Annotated in this window: 19 protein-coding genes and 1 tRNA gene; 6 read left to right on the top strand and 14 right to left on the bottom strand. The window is 62.1% G+C overall.

Annotated elements, in window-relative coordinates:
• Positions 1–27 precede the first annotated feature (27 nt).
• The 3 genes from ACESMT_RS06905 (at position 28) to ACESMT_RS06895 (ending at position 1,163) form a co-directional block, all read left to right on the top strand.
• On the top strand, positions 28–384 hold the full coding sequence (locus ACESMT_RS06905) for an integration host factor subunit alpha (protein ID WP_372825830.1): 357 nt from the start codon (positions 28–30) through the stop codon (positions 382–384).
• Between the two features lie 172 nt (positions 385–556).
• Positions 557–1,048 carry a MerR family transcriptional regulator gene (locus ACESMT_RS06900; protein ID WP_372825829.1) on the top strand — a complete coding sequence of 164 codons (492 nt, stop codon included), beginning with the start codon at positions 557–559 and terminating at the stop codon, positions 1,046–1,048.
• A gap of 38 nt (positions 1,049–1,086) precedes the next feature.
• Positions 1,087–1,163 (top strand) — tRNA-Pro (locus ACESMT_RS06895).
• Between the two features lie 64 nt (positions 1,164–1,227).
• Here the strand turns inward: ACESMT_RS06895 and ACESMT_RS06890 are convergent.
• The 9 genes from ACESMT_RS06890 to ACESMT_RS06850 all read right to left on the bottom strand — a co-directional run bounded on the left by ACESMT_RS06890 (position 1,228) and on the right by ACESMT_RS06850 (position 10,612).
• Complete coding sequence (locus tag ACESMT_RS06890; protein WP_372825828.1) at positions 1,228–2,211, bottom strand: recombination-associated protein RdgC; 984 nt, start codon at positions 2,209–2,211, stop codon at positions 1,228–1,230.
• 124 nt (positions 2,212–2,335) lie between these two features.
• Positions 2,336–2,881, bottom strand: coding sequence for an NUDIX hydrolase (locus ACESMT_RS06885; RefSeq protein WP_372825827.1), 546 nt, complete (start codon positions 2,879–2,881; stop codon positions 2,336–2,338).
• Between the two features lie 67 nt (positions 2,882–2,948).
• Entirely contained in the window at positions 2,949–4,001 is a 1,053-nt protein-coding gene (locus tag ACESMT_RS06880) for a TRAP transporter substrate-binding protein (protein ID WP_372825826.1), read from the bottom strand.
• Between the two features lie 90 nt (positions 4,002–4,091).
• A complete protein-coding gene (locus ACESMT_RS06875) occupies positions 4,092–5,411 on the bottom strand; it encodes a TRAP transporter large permease (protein WP_372825825.1) in 1,320 nt (439 codons plus the stop codon).
• The gene (locus ACESMT_RS06870; protein ID WP_372825824.1) at positions 5,408–5,890 is read right to left on the bottom strand and encodes a TRAP transporter small permease; all 483 of its coding nucleotides are present in this window, start codon (positions 5,888–5,890) and stop codon (positions 5,408–5,410) included. Before ACESMT_RS06870 ends, ACESMT_RS06875 begins: the two co-directional genes overlap by 4 nt.
• Before the next feature lie 208 nt (positions 5,891–6,098).
• Positions 6,099–6,794 carry a fumarylacetoacetate hydrolase family protein gene (locus ACESMT_RS06865; protein WP_372825823.1) on the bottom strand — a complete coding sequence of 232 codons (696 nt, stop codon included), beginning with the start codon at positions 6,792–6,794 and terminating at the stop codon, positions 6,099–6,101.
• The gene (gene gtdA, locus ACESMT_RS06860; RefSeq protein ID WP_372825822.1) at positions 6,791–7,858 is read right to left on the bottom strand and encodes a gentisate 1,2-dioxygenase; all 1,068 of its coding nucleotides are present in this window, start codon (positions 7,856–7,858) and stop codon (positions 6,791–6,793) included. Before gtdA ends, ACESMT_RS06865 begins: the two co-directional genes overlap by 4 nt.
• Before the next feature lie 19 nt (positions 7,859–7,877).
• The gene (locus tag ACESMT_RS06855; RefSeq protein WP_372825821.1) at positions 7,878–9,242 is read right to left on the bottom strand and encodes an FAD-dependent oxidoreductase; all 1,365 of its coding nucleotides are present in this window, start codon (positions 9,240–9,242) and stop codon (positions 7,878–7,880) included.
• A 176-nt stretch (positions 9,243–9,418) separates the two neighbouring features.
• A complete protein-coding gene (locus tag ACESMT_RS06850; RefSeq protein WP_372825820.1) occupies positions 9,419–10,612 on the bottom strand; it encodes a 3-hydroxybenzoate 6-monooxygenase in 1,194 nt (397 codons plus the stop codon).
• Between the two features lie 109 nt (positions 10,613–10,721).
• Between ACESMT_RS06850 and ACESMT_RS06845 the strand changes: the two genes are divergently transcribed.
• Positions 10,722–11,162 carry a MarR family winged helix-turn-helix transcriptional regulator gene (locus tag ACESMT_RS06845; RefSeq protein ID WP_372825819.1) on the top strand — a complete coding sequence of 147 codons (441 nt, stop codon included), beginning with the start codon at positions 10,722–10,724 and terminating at the stop codon, positions 11,160–11,162.
• A gap of 30 nt (positions 11,163–11,192) precedes the next feature.
• Here ACESMT_RS06845 and ACESMT_RS06840 read toward each other — a convergent pair whose 3' ends face one another.
• From ACESMT_RS06840 to ACESMT_RS06825, 4 genes are all read right to left on the bottom strand, one after another.
• Positions 11,193–11,495, bottom strand: a complete 303-nt coding sequence (locus ACESMT_RS06840) for an antibiotic biosynthesis monooxygenase (RefSeq protein WP_372825818.1) — start codon at positions 11,493–11,495, stop codon at positions 11,193–11,195.
• 30 nt (positions 11,496–11,525) lie between these two features.
• On the bottom strand, positions 11,526–11,777 hold the full coding sequence (locus ACESMT_RS06835) for a ferredoxin (RefSeq protein WP_372825817.1): 252 nt from the start codon (positions 11,775–11,777) through the stop codon (positions 11,526–11,528).
• A gap of 86 nt (positions 11,778–11,863) precedes the next feature.
• Positions 11,864–13,348, bottom strand: coding sequence for a glutamine synthetase family protein (locus ACESMT_RS06830; protein ID WP_372825816.1), 1,485 nt, complete (start codon positions 13,346–13,348; stop codon positions 11,864–11,866).
• Positions 13,345–14,730, bottom strand: coding sequence for a Rieske 2Fe-2S domain-containing protein (locus ACESMT_RS06825; protein ID WP_372825815.1), 1,386 nt, complete (start codon positions 14,728–14,730; stop codon positions 13,345–13,347). The genes ACESMT_RS06830 and ACESMT_RS06825 overlap by 4 nt, the downstream gene beginning before the upstream one ends.
• A gap of 57 nt (positions 14,731–14,787) precedes the next feature.
• Here ACESMT_RS06825 and ACESMT_RS06820 point away from each other — a divergent pair, with 57 nt between their 5' ends.
• Positions 14,788–15,510, top strand: a complete 723-nt coding sequence (locus ACESMT_RS06820) for a GntR family transcriptional regulator (protein ID WP_372825814.1) — start codon at positions 14,788–14,790, stop codon at positions 15,508–15,510.
• Between the two features lie 77 nt (positions 15,511–15,587).
• Here ACESMT_RS06820 and ACESMT_RS06815 read toward each other — a convergent pair whose 3' ends face one another.
• The gene (locus ACESMT_RS06815; protein WP_372825813.1) at positions 15,588–16,622 is read right to left on the bottom strand and encodes an NADP-dependent oxidoreductase; all 1,035 of its coding nucleotides are present in this window, start codon (positions 16,620–16,622) and stop codon (positions 15,588–15,590) included.
• Between the two features lie 173 nt (positions 16,623–16,795).
• Here ACESMT_RS06815 and maiA point away from each other — a divergent pair, with 173 nt between their 5' ends.
• Positions 16,796–17,434 carry a maleylacetoacetate isomerase gene (maiA, locus tag ACESMT_RS06810; protein WP_372825812.1) on the top strand — a complete coding sequence of 213 codons (639 nt, stop codon included), beginning with the start codon at positions 16,796–16,798 and terminating at the stop codon, positions 17,432–17,434.
• Positions 17,435–17,437: the final 3 nt, after the last annotated feature.

Genomic DNA, 17,437 nt, shown 5'->3' with positions numbered 1-17,437 from the left:
ACAACAGCCGTCAGCGAGGAGCGCAGCGTGGAATTTTCCGTTGAGAGTCTTGAAAGCCCAGCGCTCACCAAGGCCCACCTGGCCGAGTTGCTGTTTGAGCAGATCGGATTGAACAAGCGCGAATCCAAGGACATGATTGACGCTTTTTTCGACCTGATTTCGGACCGCCTGGTCGATGGCAACGATGTCAAAATTTCCGGCTTTGGCAATTTCCAGATTCGCACCAAGGCCCCACGCCCAGGACGCAATCCGCGCACTGGGGAGTCCATCCCCATCCAGGCGCGGCGTGTGGTGACCTTTCATGCAAGCCACAAGCTCAAGGAGCATATCCAGGGTCAGACCACCAACGGGGCGGCCGAGACCGTGTTTGTGCCAGGCGAGTAGCGGTTCGCTGGTCAGGGCTCGGGGGGGGGCTTGGGCCCGACGGCCTTCGAGTCGGAGTCAAGCCCCCGCATGCGAGCGAAACAACACATCTGCACGATCTGTTTGTAACTATTTGCACTAAGTTCGGACTTAGAGTAGATTTGTAGCTTTACCGCTTAGCGCATTGATTTAATTGGAGAAAACTCTCCCCCCCATTCCTGCCAAACGTTACTTCACCATCGGTGAGGTCAGCGATTTGTGCGGCGTCAAACCTCATGTGCTCCGTTATTGGGAGCAAGAGTTCACTCAGCTGCGCCCGATGAAGAGGCGCGGCAACCGCCGCTACTACCAGCACCATGAGGTTCTGATGATTCGCAGGATCCGCGATTTGCTCTATGACCAGGGCTTCACGATCAGCGGGGCGCGCAACAAGCTGCAGGAAATCGTTCAGACCGAACGCGACAAGCGCCGCAATGGCGAAGTCATGCTTGAAGGTGTCGATGTGATGGATGCCGGTGACTCCAGCCTGGACGATTTTGGCGACTCCGCCGATTTTGAAGACAGCGCGATGGATAACACGCTGGACCTGGCGCATTTGCCCGACAGCGGAGCGGCCCAGCAGCGCCTGCAGCTGGTGCGCCGCGAATTGTTTGAAATCAGGGATCTGCTCAGCGCCACTTACTGAGGATGCCCGTCAGGCACGTTATAATTTGAGGCTTGAGACGGTGTGTGGCGCAGCCTGGTAGCGCACTTGCATGGGGTGCAAGGGGTCGAAGGTTCGAATCCTTTCACACCGACCAGATACGCCAGTGAAAACTGGCCAAAAAAGCCCGCATGAAGCGGGCTTTTTTGTGCCTGACCTGTTTACGCGGCCACCAGCTCAGGCGCGGGCCTGGCAAGATCTGCGCTGGATGCAGGCGTCTCGCCGGAGAGCTCTCCACCCAGGGCTTCCAGCAGGTCGGGAATCAGCGCCGCCAGTTCGCCGGTGAGGATCGCGGCATCAGCGTCGAAACCATCGTCGTCCTTGCCTTTGTCCTGCGCGCCGTCCAGCACCACATCGAGTAGCTTGAGCTTTCTGACCTGTGCCGCGTCGGTCAGGACAAAAGACACCCGGTCGTTCCAGGTCATCGCCAGCTGCGTCGGCACCTTGCCTGCCGCAATGTGTTCGGCCACTTCGTCAATCTCCAGCGTATGGCGTGAATAACGCACCGTCGATTTCTGGTCATCGGGCATCTTGAGTTCACAGTCGCGGTCAATCGTGAAGCCCACGGGTGCTTCACGGCTGGCCAGCCAGTGCGCCATGGCAGTGGCGGCCGACATCGTGGTTTGCACCGGCCGGGCCATCAGTCCGGGAGTCGTACCGGGGACCTGGCTAAGCACCTCCACCAGCTGACTCACCACCTTGTCGGCCCCTGTGAGGCTGCCTGAGTCAACGACCAGAAACTTGTTGACCGGGTCTATCCACAGTGTGGTGGATGAACGTTTGGTGAACGCGCGTGGCAGCAGGCTTTGAATGGCTTCTTCCTTGAACTCCTTTTTGATCTTGGCCCCTACCCGCTCATGACCGGTTTCCTGTTTGTAGTGTTCGATGCGCTGCTCGACCGCGTCCTTGATGGCCGAGGCGGGCAGCGGGCGGCGTTCGGTGCAGAGCCGCACAATGAGTTGGCCGCCTACTTGTTCAGCCAGTACCGTGCTTTTGTTGCCGCGCGGCGGAACCCAGCCGCTGGACTCTGGCTGGGTGGCACCACAGGGCAGGAAGTGGCTGGCCTGAAGCGCCTCCTCCAGGGCTTCCAGGGAGGGAAGGGTGAAATCATCGGCAATGCGGAAAATGGAGGCGGCTTTGAACATGAAGTCCCGGGTGAGTGGTGTTGGACATGGCGGACGGAAAAGCCTGCCGCGCAAAAGTGGCGGGGTTGGCCCGCCTGGCAAATGGTGGATAGCGCCTGACGCAGATGGCGCGCTGGCAATCAGCTCATGCGATGTCCATCACGTGGATACCGTAGGCGCCCGTGCGGCGATCCGCAAAGTAGCAGATCAGCGTTTCCTTCACGGTTCTGAAGGCCAGTTCGTCCCAGGGGATTTCACTTTCGGTGAAAAGTCTGGCCTCAATCGTTTCATGGCCGGGCTTGAACTGGTCGCTGAGCAGGCGGGCGCGGTAAAACAGATGCACCTGGCCGACACGTTCGACATTGAGCACACTGAAGAGGTCCTGCATTTCAAACTGTGCGCCTGCCTCTTCGTCGGTCTCGCGTGCTGCGCCCTGTGACGTGGTTTCGTTGAGTTCCATGAAGCCCGCCGGCAGCGTCCATTTGCCCCAGCGTGGCTCGATGTTGCGCTTGCACAGCAACACACGGTCTCCCCAATGCGGTACGGTGCCGACGACGTTCAGCGGGTTTTCGTAATGGATGGTGGCGCAGGCCGGGCAGACGGCACGCTCCTTGACGTCCCCGTCGTCGGGTACCCGGTAGACCACGGCAGTGCCGCAATTTTTGCAATGTTTGATCGGGCTACGGTTCATGTTTGCAAGTGTAGATTGAAAGTAAAAAAGGCCCCTCGTGGGGCCTTTTGAAGTTGCGCGGCCTGGATCAGGCTTTGGTGGTCTTGGTGTGTTTTTCGATCAGCCTGCGCGCCGTGTCCAGAAGCTTTTTGCCGTCGAAGCTACGTTTGTTCATGTCCTCGACCCACTCGACTTCAACCGCGCGTGATTTCCGGCGGAACTCCTGCGCCTCGGCCGGGCTCACGGTGTAGATCGTGTTTCCGCGGTCGCTGGCGCTCTTGCGGCCCGCAGCATCGTTGCCCTGCTGTGTCTTGCCCAGCCAGGCGGAAGTCGCCATGCCCGAATTGTTGTCGATGACCTTCTGGAGGTCCGGCGCCAGCGAGTTGTATTTGGCCTTGTTCATCGCCATCACGAAGGTCGTGGTGTACAGGCTGCCGCCCGCAGGATCGAACTCTGCATGAAATTTGGTCAGCTCGTTGACCTTGACTGCGGGAACCACTTCCCAGGGAATCACGCAACCTTCGATGGTGCCCTTGCTCAGCGCATCCGGGATGCCTGGCAAGGGCATGCCCACGGGAATGGCACCCAGAATACCCATCAACTTGGTCACCTGGCGCGTGGGTGCGCGCATTTTCAGGCCGCGCATGTCGGCAATTGATTTGACCGGTTTGGCAACGGTGTGGATCACGCCGGGGCCATGCACCTGGAGTGCAATGACCTGGGTGTCCTTGAACTCGTCCTGTGCCACCGTCTGCACGTATTCCCAATAGGCTTTGGAAGTGGCTTCGGCGTTGGACATCATGAAGGGCAGCTCAAACACTTCAATGCGCGGGAAGCGGCCGGCGGTGTTGCCAGGCAGCGTCCACACCACATCGACCACGCCGTCCTTGGCCTGGTCATAAAGCTGGACGGGTGTGCCTCCCAATTGCATGGCGGGGTAGGCCTCGAACTTGATGCGGCCGCCCGATTCCTTTTCGACTTTGTCCATCCAGGGCTTGTGCATGCCCAGCCAGACGGCAGAGGTCGGGGACATGAAGGTATGAAACTTCAGGGTCACCGCTTGCTGGGCCAGGCCGGACAGCGCAGGGGCGCCGAGCGCCGCGGCAGCGCCGGTTTTGAGAAGAGTGCGTCGCTGAATCATGTGTGGTCTCCGGTAAGGTGGTTAGAAATTAAAACAAACCGACGGGTTTGGGAACCCGTGATTGCCCTGAGGTAGCCCGGCAGCCCGGCGCTAGTTGATGTACTTTACAAGCCACAGGGAAATGCCTGGAAAGAAGAGCAGCAGCGTGGTGCGCAGCGCGTCGCTGATGAGGAACGGCACGACACCGCGGTAGCTTTCGCCGATCGGCACATCCTTGGCCATGCTGTTGACGATGTAGACATTGAGCCCGACCGGCGGCGCCAGCAAACCAAAGCCAACCGTCATCAGCACCATGATACCGAACCAGATGGCCACGGACTCCCTGGGCATGCCGAAATCGAGTCCCATGACCATGGGGAAGAAAATCGGTATGGTCAGCAGCAGCATGGACAACTCATCCATCACTGCACCCAGCACCACATAAAACAGCAGGATGGCGGTGACCACCATGAGCGGAGACAGGCCCCAGCCGCCTACAACCGCAGCGAGCTGGTTCGGGACCTGAGTCAGGGCGAGCGCCGAGTTCATCAGATCGGCGCCTATGAAGATCAGGAAAATCATGGCCGAGCTTTCAGCCGTTGCATAAAAGCACTGGATGAATTTTGCCCAGGTCAATTCACGTTTGAGCAGGGCTGCCACAAAGGTAGCTGCCGCGCCGACCGCTGCGCCTTCGGTGGGCGTGAAATACCCGCCGTAGATCCCGCCGAACACCAGCAGGAAGATGATGGCGATGGGCATGACAGCCATTGCCGAGCGCAGGGTGACTGCGGCACTGTCGGCCTGGACGTCGGGCGCCTGGCCAGGAACAACACGCACATAGATCGCAATCGCCGTGAGGTAGCCCAGCATGGCGATCAGGCCCGGGACCATGGCAGCGGCAAACAGCTTGGCGATGTTCTGCTCGGTCAGAATGGCATAAATCACCAGCGGAACCGACGGCGGGATCAGAATCCCGAGCGTGCCGCCAGCGGCGAGTGTTGCGGTGGAAAGGCGACCCGAATAACCGTGGCGTTTCATCTCAGGCAGCGCCACACTGGTGATGGTGGCTGCCGTCGCGACGGAAGAGCCGCAAATGGCGCCGAAAGCGGCGGAAGCCATCACGGCGGCCATGGCCAGGCCTCCCTTGAAGTGTCGCATCGTGCTGGCGGCGAACTGGAACAAGGCCTTGCTGATCCCGCCCTGTGTGGCGAAGTGTCCCATCAGGATGAACAGCGGGATGACCGACAGGTCGTAGCTGGCAAAACGTGCGAAAGCCTGTGTATTGAGGAAGCTGGCGAATGGCGCCCAGCCGGTCTGCATCACATAACCGATGCCGCCTGCCGCAAACATGGCAACCGCGATGGGCATGCGCACGGCCATCAGGAGCAGCATGATGCCAAAAATGACAAGAGTCAGGGTGATCGCGCTCATGTGTGGGCCTTCATGCCGCTGCCGAAACCCAACAGGCCCTGGTACATCCCGATGACGCTCGTCAAAATGAAGGGCGGCACCATGGCTGCGTAGGTGATCCACTCCGGGAAACCAAGGATCTGCGTTTCAGAATGGGTCGTGTAGGAATTGAGGCCGCCCAACGAGGTGCGCCACGCCAGTATCGCAAACAGAACCGCCAGCAGCAGTGCGCCGAAACGGTCCAGCCTGGCGTTCGCTGAATCGCTGAGCCGCGAGGTGAAGAAGTCAACAATGATGTTGCCGCGCTGGAGCTGGCAATAGGGCATGAACAGGGCAATGGCGGCACCAGCGGCAACCCCTGTCAGTTCAAAGTCCCCGACCAGCGTGACGCCGGTGGTGTTGCGGCCGATGAGGCTGAAGCAAGTCATCAGGGTGATGGCCGTCAGCATGAGCCCTGCGAGGATGGCACACAATCTGGCAAGAATCTGCAGAATTTTCAAACGGGGGTCTCCAGGGATCGGTAAGGCTTGCGGGGTCTGGACCGGAACATGGCCGGGCAGACCTTGTGTCGGAGCTTGGAAGCTTGGTTTGAGGCCGATTATCCGAGTGCTCGCCCCAGTGCATCAGGCGAGACACCCCGAGGCCCTCCGGTAATTGCGCGATGATCGGAGCGGCCGTGCGAAAAGCGCACAGCCGCGTCCGGGCCCATCAGGCTACTTTGACGGTCAGCGTGCCCAGTCCCCTGACTTCGCCGACCATGATGTCGCCCGAGACAACGGCTGCAACACCTTCGGGTGTGCCGGTGTAGATCAGGTCGCCGGGTTGAAGCTCCCAGGCCAGGGACAGGTGTTCGATGGTTTCCGCGAGGTTCCAGATGAGCTTGCTGACGATGCTGCGCTGGCGGTCTTTGCCGTTGACCTGCAGGTAGATCTCGGCGTTGGCAACATCACCGGCCTTGTCGGCTGGTGTGATGGGGCCGATGGGCGCGGAGTGGTCGTAGGCTTTGCCGATGCACCAGGGGCGGCCCTGTTTTTTCATTTCGCCCTGCAGGTCACGGCGTGTCATGTCCAGGCCAACGGCATAACCGAAGATGTGCTTGAGCGCATCGGCAGCCTTGATATTCTTGCCGCCGGTGCCAATGGCCGCGACCAGCTCGATCTCGTGGTGCAGGTTGCCGGTCAGGGAAGGATAGGGGATGACACCCGTCTTGCCAGCGTCAACCACGACCACGGCGTCGGCGGGTTTCAGGAAGAAAAACGGCGGCTCACGGCCGGTGAAGCCCATCTCCTTGGCGTGCTCCTCGTAGTTGCGGCCCACGCAGTAAACGCGGTGCACCGGGAAACGGTCTGTGGTGCCGACAACAGGCACCGACACCTGCGCGGGTGGCGTAAATACAAAGCTCATGACAACCTCTCTTCTCTGTGTATGCCCAGTGCCTGATGCACCGGGCGGTCTGAAAAACTGAACAACACGCAGCCCGGCGCCGAACGCAGGCTGGCCGTGTGCCAGGATGGGATCACAAAATGGTCACGCGGACCGAACTCAAACACCTGGTCCTGCCCCGCATGCGTGATGCACACCGAGCCATGACCTTCCACGACGCTGAAGACCGCGCCGTCGGTCTGGCGCCAGGGTTTGCCTGAAAATCCTGGCGGCAGGCGCTGCATGAAGGTGGCCATGGTGGGCATCGGCGAGCCGCCGGTAGCCGGGTTCACGTAACGCAGCTTCACGCCGTCCCAGTCGTCCAGCGGCGACTGGCGCTCCAGGGCATGGAGCGCCTCACGCGTCCTGGCATAGGGGTAGCTGAAGATAGGCGAGGTCTGGCCGAAGGGGGCATCGTAACGAACAGGCAGCATATTGGCGCCGTAGCGCTGGTAACTGGTGCCTTCCGCCCTGGTCACCGGCTGCGATTGCTCGGTGTGGTTCTCCGCAAAACCTGCATCGAAAAATCGCAGCATGGGAATGTCCAGGCCATCGAGCCAGACCACCGGCTCAGCATTGTCCGGCCTGGCTTCATGGCCGTGATCGTGCCAGGTCCAGCTGGGGGTGATGATGAAGTCGCCTGGCGCCATCGTGGTGCGTTCGCCATCGACCGCTGTGTGCGCCCCTTTACCCTCCACCACAAAACGCAGGGCGCTCTGGGTGTGGCGATGGCTGGGGGCTACTTCGCCTGGCAATATCAGTTGCAGGCCGGCATAAAGCGACTGGGTGATCGCCGAGTGCCCAGGCAGCCCCGGATTTTCCAGGATCAGCACGCGGCGCACCGCTTCTTCAGCGGTGATCAGTCGGCCAGACTCCATCAGGTAGGGGCGGACCTGGTCATAGGCCCAGAAAGCAGGTACGCACGGCGTGGCGGGTTGCTGGGGAACCAGGGCATGCAGCACTTCCCACAAGGGCGTCATGTGGTGCGCGCGGATGGCGTCGTAAAAGACCTGGCGTGGGCTGCCTGGGGGTGGGGTCATGTCCATTTGGAGCCTTCGATGGGGTTTATCGGTCGAAGTAAACGCCGTCTTGCCGCAGGTGTTGCTGCAGGACGGCGGTGTTGATGCCGGAGCACGCCGCACCGTGGCTCAGCAGCGCCGCTGCCGTGCCCGCCGCCTGGCCCATCACAAAACAGCCGCCGCTGGCGCGTGCCGCCGACTGGCCCTCGTGTGTCATGGACGCGCAACGGCCCGCGACCAGCAGGTTGGGCACCGCACTGTTGGTCAGCATCCGCCATGGCAAGTCGTTGTAGGCGCGCTGATCGTCGCGCGGAAAACCCCAGCTGATCGCGCCGTCCACATGCATCTCCATGGGCCAGGCATTGATGCCGATCACGTCGTCAAAGCGGGCCGATGAGAGGATGTCTTCGCCGGTCAGCGCGTAGTCGCCGCAGATGCGGCGCGTCTCGCGTATGCCGACCTGGGCGGCAATATCAACAATGGCCGATTGCTCAAAGCCGGGCACTTCATTTTTCAGGAACCGGAAGTACTCGGTGATCTGCCGGCGGCCTTCCAGCTCGCCTTCGCTGAGCTGGCGTGCGTCGGTCGCGTCCATGGCCATGCCGGCGGCGTTGCGGATCTGCGTGACATTGGCACGCCATTCAGCAGGATTTTTCTGCGGCCTGAGGATCGCGCCCTGGCGCGGAAAACGGTAGCGGCCGGGATGTTTTTCCAGACTCTGGTCCATCAGCTCGTTGATGGCCTTGAAATCGCCAACCGCGGCCAACGCACGCGCTGCATCGACATGACCGACGCGAAACATGGTGGTCGGAAATAGCGCACTGCCATGGCCATCGCCCAGCTCAAAAGGCACGCCAGCAAAGTGGGCCACGTCGGCATCGCCCGAACAGTCAATGAAATGGCGGGCGCGGATGGCCTGGCGCCCGGACTTGGTTTCCACCACCAGCGACGCGATGGCCGTGCCGTCCATCACCACCGCGGCTGCCCAGGCGTGAAACAGCAGGTGCACGCCAGCCGACAGCAGCAGCTGGTCGGCAGCGCATTTATAGGCCGAAACATCGTAGGAGCGCACGCGGATGCGGCCCAGCATGCCGTCTTGCGGCTGGTTCAGGCCGCCCAGCGTATCAATGCGCTCCAGCAGCTCGTCCACCACGCCATGCACCACCTGCTGCATTTCGCCGTTTTTGCGACCATACAGCCCGGCGAAGTTGGTGACCCCGCCAGCCGTACCCATGCCGCCCAGAAAACCATAACGCTCCACCAGCAGCGTGCGCGCCCCGTGCCGGGCAGCGCTGACACTGGCGGCCAGCCCGGCCGGCCCGCCGCCGATCACAAGCACATCGAACTCGCCGTAAACAGGCAGAGTGCGTGCCGGTTCGGTGATGGTGTTCGGACGGGTCAGGGTTGGCATGGCAAGTCGGATCAGTAGAGGGCGCCGCACGCAGCGAGCAACCTAGTCGGCATCATTGTTGGGTCAAAAGTTTTGAGTAATTCAGGGCCGCATCCCTTGTGGAGAGAGAGAAGGTAGCTATTGAAAGTGTAGCGTGCTTGGTAAATTGCATGCATCCTCCAGGATTGGAATGGCATCTATTTGAACAGCTTTGAGGGCTCGATTCCGTCGTACATCCACTGCAGACCCGCAAATCCTGCGCTCTCTGTTTCGCTCTGAAACATCTGGTTGCGCAACTCGCGCTGCACGCCAGCCGCATGGTAGATGTCGCCATAAAAGCGCGCAGTCAATTGCACCCGGCCGGTGCGCAGGTAACGCAACTGCTGGTATTTCTGAAAAGCCTGCGGCACATCGCCATGCGTGAAGCGCAAGGCCTCGCGCAACACCACCGCATCCTCGATGGCCTGGCCGGCGCCCTGGGCCAGGTATTGCAGCATGGGGTGGGCGGCGTCCCCGAGCAGCGTGACACGCCGGTCGGTCCAGTTTTTCACGGGTTCCCGGTCACACAGCACCCACATTTTCCAGGTTTCTATCTTGCCGAGCAGTTCCCGGACTTGCGGACAGGCTTCGGAAAAACGCTCGGTCAGTTCGACGCTATCGCCGAAGGTGTTCCAGCCCTCGTCGTACTTGTTGCTGTGAAACACCGCGACCAGGTTGAACAGCTCGCCGCGGCGCAGCGGGTAGTGCACCAGGTGGGTTTTTTCGCCGCCCCAGAGCAACACGTCGTCACTCCACAAATGCGCCGGCACGTCTTCCCGCTTGAGCACGGCACGGTAGGCGATGTGGCCAGACACCCGGGGCTTGCCGTCGCCCACCACGACTTCGCGAACCTTGCTCCAGATGCCGTCAGCGCCAATCAGGGCGATGCCCTGCAGCACCTCGCCGCCTGCAAGGCGAACCAGTACGCTGCCTTCGGACTGTTCGAAAGATTCGAGCTTCGCGCTGGTTCGTAGCGTTACGTTGTCCTGCGCTGCGCAGGCATCCAGGAACACCTGGTGCAAGTCGGCGCGGTAGATCACGCCATAGGGGAAACCGTAGGTGGCGCGGGCCATGTCGCCCAGCGGCACACGTACAACCTTTTCGCCGGTGCGCACGTCGTTCATACGCAGGCCGGGCGGGAAGAAAGACACCTTGCTGACCACATCGGTCAGGCCCAGGTAGGCGAACATGCGAAAGATGTTCGGACCGAGCTGGATGCCCGCGCCGATCTCGCCGAAGCTGGCCGCCTGTTCCAGCACGGTCACGGCATGCCCGTCACGCGCCAGTACCAGGGCGGCCGCCAGGCCGCCTATGCCGCCGCCGGCGATGAGGATGGGGTGGGGAGAGGGCACGATAATCTGGGTCAGGCAGCTGGAAAACGGAAGTGGTTGACGAATAATAAGTATGCTTATTATCTACCGCCATGGTAAATACCCTGAACGGCTCCCTTAAACTCCGGCTATGCCAAAAAGTTTTAACTTCAGCGAAGCACCCGGGCACCAGATCAGGCGCGCTCACCAGTTGTCAATCGCGCTCTTCATGGAAGAAACCGCCGACTTTGACGTGACGCCTGTGCAGTTTGCCATCCTCAACGCCCTGATGGATGATCCGGGCGAGGACCAGATCACCCTGTCCGGCCGGGTGGCCTTTGACGCCGCCACCTCCGGCTCGGTCATCGGCCGGCTGGAAGCCAAGGGCTGGGTGCAGCGAAAGGCCGACCCGGCCGACAAGCGCCGCAAGTTGCTGTGGGTCACGGCCGAAGGCCAGACCGTGGCGCTGCAGATGAAGCAGGCGGTCCGCAAGGTCCAGACGCGTTTGCTGAGCCCGCTCAACGCTGCCGAGCGCAAGCAGTTTGCTGCGCTGCTCAGCAAGCTGATTGCCGGCCACGACGACATGGCCTGACCCCGCCTGGACATCATCAGGCCGCAGGCATCAGGCTGATTTGGCCAGCAGGGTTAAGTGTTCAACCACCGGCGGTGCTGCAAAAAACGGCCCGACGATGGCGCGCCAGTCGGCAAAAGCCGCCGACTCGCGAAACCCGACGGTGTGGTCTTCCAGCGTGTCCCAGAAAATCTGCAGGATATAGCGCTCCGGGCTTTCAATGCCCTTGTCGATCTTGAAGCCCTGAAAGCCTTTGGCGCCGGCAATCACGGTGGCCAGACCGCGCTGGATGGCTTCGTCAAAAGCAGCCTGCTGGCCGGGGGCGATCCGAATGTCGGCGAGTTCGAGGATCATGGGTTTCCTTGGGTTTCCTTGGGTTGAGCATCAATACTGGCTGGCCGGTAACTCTACCGTCAAACCGTCGAGTTCTGCGCTCAGCCGGATCTGGCAGCTCAGCCGGCTGGCCGGTGTGGCCGGCGTGGCGGTAAAAGCCAGCATGGCCAGTTCTTCCCCGTCTGCGCCGGGCAGTCGGCTGGCGAAGGGTTCATGCACAAACACATGGCAGGTCGCGCAGGTCAACATCCCGCCGCAATCAGCCGCAATGCCGTCGATGCCCGCCGCGACCGCTGCCTCCATGAGGCTTTGGCCAATTTTGCCTCCAGCTCTTATGGATTGGGCGCTGGCAGCTATGAAATTTATAGTAAGCATGAAAACCCTGCCGCTCAGATGCGGCTGAAATATTCGCGGCGCTGCCAGTCGTCCTTGTCCTCGGCCTGCTCGTGGCGCGTGATCTCGGACTGCTTAATGCGCGTGAAGTAGTTGATAAAGCTGCTGCCGAAGGCTTCAACCAGCGCACCGTCGGCCCGCAAAGCGTCAAGTGCCTCGCCCAGGCTGGTGGGTATTTTTACCCCGGCCTCGCCATAGGGGGCGTCGGTGGCGGCGGGTGCTTTCAACTGGCGACTGATTCCGTCCAGCCCGGCGTGAATCTGCGAGGCCAGGTAGAGATAGGGGTTGGCGGCCGATTCGCCGATGCGGTTTTCAATGCGTGTCGCCGCATCCTGGCACTGGCCCACCACGCGCAGCATGGCGCCGCGGTTGTCGCGGCCCCAGAGCACGGCTCGCGGTGCCAGGGCGTTCGGGCGAAAGCGGCCAAAGCCATTGATGGTTGGTGTGCAGAACACCGTCATGCCGCGCGCATGTTCGAGCAGGCCGGCCAGGTAGTGTTCGCCCAGCGCGGAAAGGGTGTGTTGCGCATCGGTGGATTGTGTGCCCTCTGCCGGCGTATCGCGCTGGAACAGGTTGGTGCCGGTATGTATGTCCACCAGCGACTGGTGCAGATGCCAGCCGCTGGACATGATGTCAGGAAAGGGCGGACGGCACATGAAGGTGGCGTGATAACCGGCCCGCCGCAGCGCCTGCTTGACCGCGCTGCGAAACAGCACCATGTTGTCGGCCGCGGTCAGGGCGTCGGTGGCGTCGAACACGGCTTCGACCTGGCTGGGGCCGAGTTCGATTTCCAGCGACTGCAGGGGCAGACCCAGCGCCTGCGCCGTGTGCTGGACGATGCGCAGCGGTTCCTCGGCCAGGTCAAACCACTGCTCGGCCAGCAGGTTGTAGCCCGGGTGGATCATCGCGACTTTCGGCGGCAGGCCAGGCCAGGCGGCCTGCTCGGGGTCGAGCTGGTCACTCGCTCCATCGCCGAGGATTTTGTAGATGTGGAATTCGATCTCCAGCCCGCATTTCATGCCGTAGCCGGCGTCGGCCAGGCGCGCCAGCGCGCGCTGCAAGATCCGCCGTGTGTCCAGTTCGACGGCGCTGCCGTCCTGCGTCCAGGGCTGGCCCTGGACCCAGCCGGTCGCTGCCGCCCAGGGCAATTGTTTGAAGCTCGCAGGGTCGGCGAGCAGCAGCAGGCTGCTGGCAAACTCGAAGCCGGGTAACCCCGGCGTGCCGCCGGCCTCGAAGACCTTGAACGCGGTACGGTCGGAAGTGTCCTTGAGCAGCAAGGTGCTGACCAGGCCGACGCCGTCCAGCATGGCCTTGGCGGTGGCGCCTGCTACCAGCGTCTTGCCGCGCAGCGTGCCGTGCAGGTCGCACCAGGCAAAACGCACGAGTTCGATGCCGCTGGCAGAGATCAGCGTTTGCGTCTGTTCAAGCGCGCGCTGCCGCGTGGCATCGTGGATGCCGCAGTATTCGGCGAAGCTGCTCATGCGTTCGCGACCTGCGTGCCGTCCTTGCAGTTCCAGGGGGCGCTGGCCTGCTTGGCCCGGGCCTGCGCCTGCCACCAGCTCGGCCATTCGCCCGCGGGGGCGATGCCGTCCACCGTATCCGGTCCGCGCATCAGGTCCGCCTGGCTGGCGTCGGCAATACCGGGCGCGATGCCGCCTTCCTGCACGGTGGCAATGGCCTTGATCAGTACCCGGCGGTTGGCCATGATGACCTTGTCCGAGCTGCCCAGGTGTTCTCGCGTGCGGTCCTGGATCGCGCCCATGCTTTCCACCGCCCACTGGTCGTGCACGTTGATGTCTTCCTCGCCCATGCCCAGGTAGGTCTGGGTGCGCTGCTCCGCGGCGTTGAAGCCCCAATTGTTGTGGCGCCCGGCGTTGGGGATGTAGTCGGGCAGCGAGATGAATTGCTGGCGCTGCGCACGCATGCTCTCCTTGTCCAGCGGCCCGGCAAAGCTGGTGAAAAACGAGTACCAGTAGGTGTGGGTGTCGTCCACCGGCACATGCATCTGGGTGATGGTCATGGTTTCCGACAGCGGGATGACAAACGTAGCCGGAAAAATCGCATTGGTCACGCGTACATGCGTGAGCTTGTCGGTCATGGGGCGCAAAGCGGTGAGCTGCATGCCCCAGGGCTTGGTTTCGACGCTGATTTCGGGCTGGGCGAACTCACGCATGATGCGCGTCATCGGCCATTGCTCGCCGTCGATGGCGCCTGCGCTGGCGCTGCGAAATTGCTTGCCGGCCGCGTTTTGTCCGATGTCCTCCAGCGCCTCGTCCTGCAGGAAGCGATGCAGAAAAGACGGATGGGCCGGGTCGATGCCGACCTCGAAGGCCTGCAGCCAGTTGGCGTTCCACAGGCCCTTGAACGAGAAGGTGTGTGTGGCCGGCGCGGTGAAGCAGTCAAAGGTTGGCAGCGGCGGCGGGGTCGAGCCCTCCGGGCCCAGCCAGGCGAAGATCACGCCGCTTTTTTCGAGCACGGGGTAGCTGCGCTGTTTGACACGCGCGCACAGTTTGCTGCCGGCGGGTTCGGCCGGGGTTTCCATGCAGCGCCCGCTCACGTCGAATTTCCAGCCGTGGAAGGGGCAGCGCAAGCCGTCGCCTTCGGCGCGACCGAACGACAGATCAGCGCCGCGGTGCGGGCAGTCGCGGTCCAGCAGGCCGTAGTTGCGCTGGTCATCGCGGAACAGCACCAGGTCCTGACCCATCAGGCGGACCGCCTTGACTGGACGCTTTTCCATGCGCGCATCCAGCGCCGGGTTGAATTCATCGACCAGGGCCGCCGGCTGCCAATAGCTGCGCAGCAGCGCGCCGCAGCGTGTGCCGGGACCAACCCGGGTGATCAATTCGTTTTGTTCTGCATTCATAAAGACGACCTTCTAAAACGGTATACCGAAATATGAATTCAGTGTACAGTCTGGGCCATGAACTTGCAAGAGACGGTGTTGATCCAGTTGCGCGACCTGATCCTGCGCGGCGAATTCGAACCCGGCCAGCGCCTGGCCGAGCAGCAATTGGCCGAGCGCCTGGGGGCCTCTCGCACGCCTGTGCGTGCCGCACTGGTGGCGCTGGAGCAGGAAGGCCTGGTCGAGGCCAACGACACCGGCAAGTTTCTGGTACGGCAATTCACGCCGCAAGAGGTGGCCGACGCGATTGCGGTGCGGGGCCACCTGGAAGGCATGGCGGCGCGGCTGGTGGCCGAACACGGCGTCTCGCGCCAACTGCAGGGTGAGCTGCAATCCTGCCTTGACGAAGGCGATCTTGCGCTGACCGCGAACCCGCTGGACTACGAGAGTTATGCAGCCTACGCCACCATGAACGACCGCTTCCATGCGCTGGTTCTGCAAGCCAGCGGCAACCGCGCCTTGCAGCGTGCGGTTGCTTTGAACGACAAACTGCCGTTTGCCCCGGCGTCTGCGATGCTGCCCATGCAGGGCACGGTGACACTGGACCGCGACTGGATGTTGTACGCACACCGCCAGCACCACATGTTGTTTGCCGCGCTCAAGGCCGGCGAGGGCACGCGTGCGCAGGCGCTTGCGATTGAACATACCGAAGTCGCTCAGATGAACATGCGCATGGCGCTGGAGCGCCGGGCCGAGGCCGAACGCGTGTTGCCGGCCATCCGCCTGGTGGTGGGGCGTTGACCAGGGAGACGGTCAGTTTCACCGCCGCCGGCATGGCGGCAGTGTTCACTGCGCGCTGGGCGCTGAACTGAGCGACCCTATTCCTTCGCGACCTGCAGCACCAGCTTGCCGAAGTTCTCGCCGTTGAAAAGCTTGAGCAGGGTTTCCGGGAACGTATCCAGGCCCACCACCACGTCCTCCTTGCTTTTCATCTTGCCTTCCTTGAGGTAGGTCGCCATCTCGGCAATCGCCTGCGGGTAACGATCGGCGTAGTCGAAGACCACGATGCCTTCCATGCGCGCCCGGTTGACCAGCAGCGACAGGTAGTTGGCCGGGCCCTTGACCGGCGTGGTGTTGTTGTACTGGCTGATGGCGCCACAGATGATGATGCGGGCGCCGCGTGTGATGCGGGTCAGCACCGCATCGAGGATGTCGCCGCCGACATTGTCAAAATAGATGTCCACGCCTTTGGGGCAGTGCTCCTTCAGCCCGGCTTTCACATCCCCGGCCTTGTAGTCGATGCAGGCATCAAAGCCGAGCTCCTTGACGACCCAGTCGCACTTGGCTTTGCCGCCGGCGATGCCGACCACGCGGCAGCCTTTGAGTTTGGCGATCTGCCCGACGGTCTGGCCGACGGCGCCAGCTGCGCCCGACACCACCACGGTTTCGCCGGCCTTGGGCTGGCCCACATCCAGCAGGCCGAAGTAGCCGGTCATGCCGGGCATGCCCAGCACGTTGAGCCAGGAGGTCAAGCCCATGCCCGCATCAATCTTGAACATGCCGCTGCGCTTGATCTGGGCTTCAGGAATCAGACAGTACTCTTGCACGTCCAGCCCGGCATTGACATAGTCACCCACGGCAAAGGCCGGATTGTTGGAGGCGATCACCTTGCCGACACCGCCAGCACGCATGACCGCGCCTATCTCGACCGGCGGGATATAGCTTTTGCCCTCGTTCATCCAGCCACGCATGGCCGGATCGAGCGAGAGGCTCAGGGTTTTGACCAGCACGCCGCCGGGGCCGGGCTCGGCCACCGGCTCGGTGGTAAAGCTCCAGTTGTCGCGAGTCGGCAGGCCGACCGGGCGGCTGGCCAGGCGGACCTGGTGGTTGGTCAGGGTGGTGATGGTGCTCATGGGTGTCTCCGCTGAAATCAAAAAGGGGTGGTGAGCGGATGGTAGTGGGGCCTGGCGGGTGGGGCAGTCGCACAGGCGATTACGAACCCTGCAGCAGGGTGTTCGCTCAACCAGCGCAGTAGGAAGCGACACGAACGGCGCGACCATGGGGGCGGTAGTTTATGCTTTCAGCCATGAAACTCCACAACTACTTCCGTTCTTCCGCGTCCTTTCGCGTGCGTATTGCGCTTGAACTCAAGGGTTTGCGCTACGAGTACATTCCCGTCCACATTGCCAAAGGCGACCACAAAAAAGAGGCTTATGCCGCACTGTCGGCCGACACCCTGGTGCCGCTGCTCGAAGTGGATTGCGAAAAACTTTCGCAGTCCATGGCCATCATCGAGTACCTGGACGAGAAACATCCTGAGCCGGCGCTGCTGCCAGCAGATGCACTGGGCCGCGCCAAGGTGCGCGCCCTGGCCCAGTCGATTGCCTGCGAGATCCACCCGGTCAACAACCTGCGTGTGCTCAAGTACCTGGTGCGTGAGCTCAAGGTTGATGAAGCTGCCAAGAACGCCTGGTACCGCCACTGGTGCCGCGAAGGTCTGGAAGCCTTCGAACGCCAGCTGGCCGCATTGCCACCGTCCACCTTCTGTTATGGCGACGCGCCGACGCTGGCCGATTGCTGCCTGGTGCCGCAGATATTCAACGCCAAACGGTTTGATGTGGACTTTGGTGGCCTTCCGCGCACCATGGCAGCTTACGAGGCCTGCATGGTGCTCGAGGCTTTCCAGAAAGCCCAGCCTTCCGCCTGCCCGGACAACGAAGCCTGACCG

This window comes from Polaromonas sp. (genome assembly GCF_041689105.1).
Taxonomy (GTDB): domain Bacteria; phylum Pseudomonadota; class Gammaproteobacteria; order Burkholderiales; family Burkholderiaceae_C; genus Polaromonas.
The sequence above is the reverse complement of the archived record's forward strand: the minus strand, read 5'-3'. Positions and strand labels throughout refer to the sequence as shown.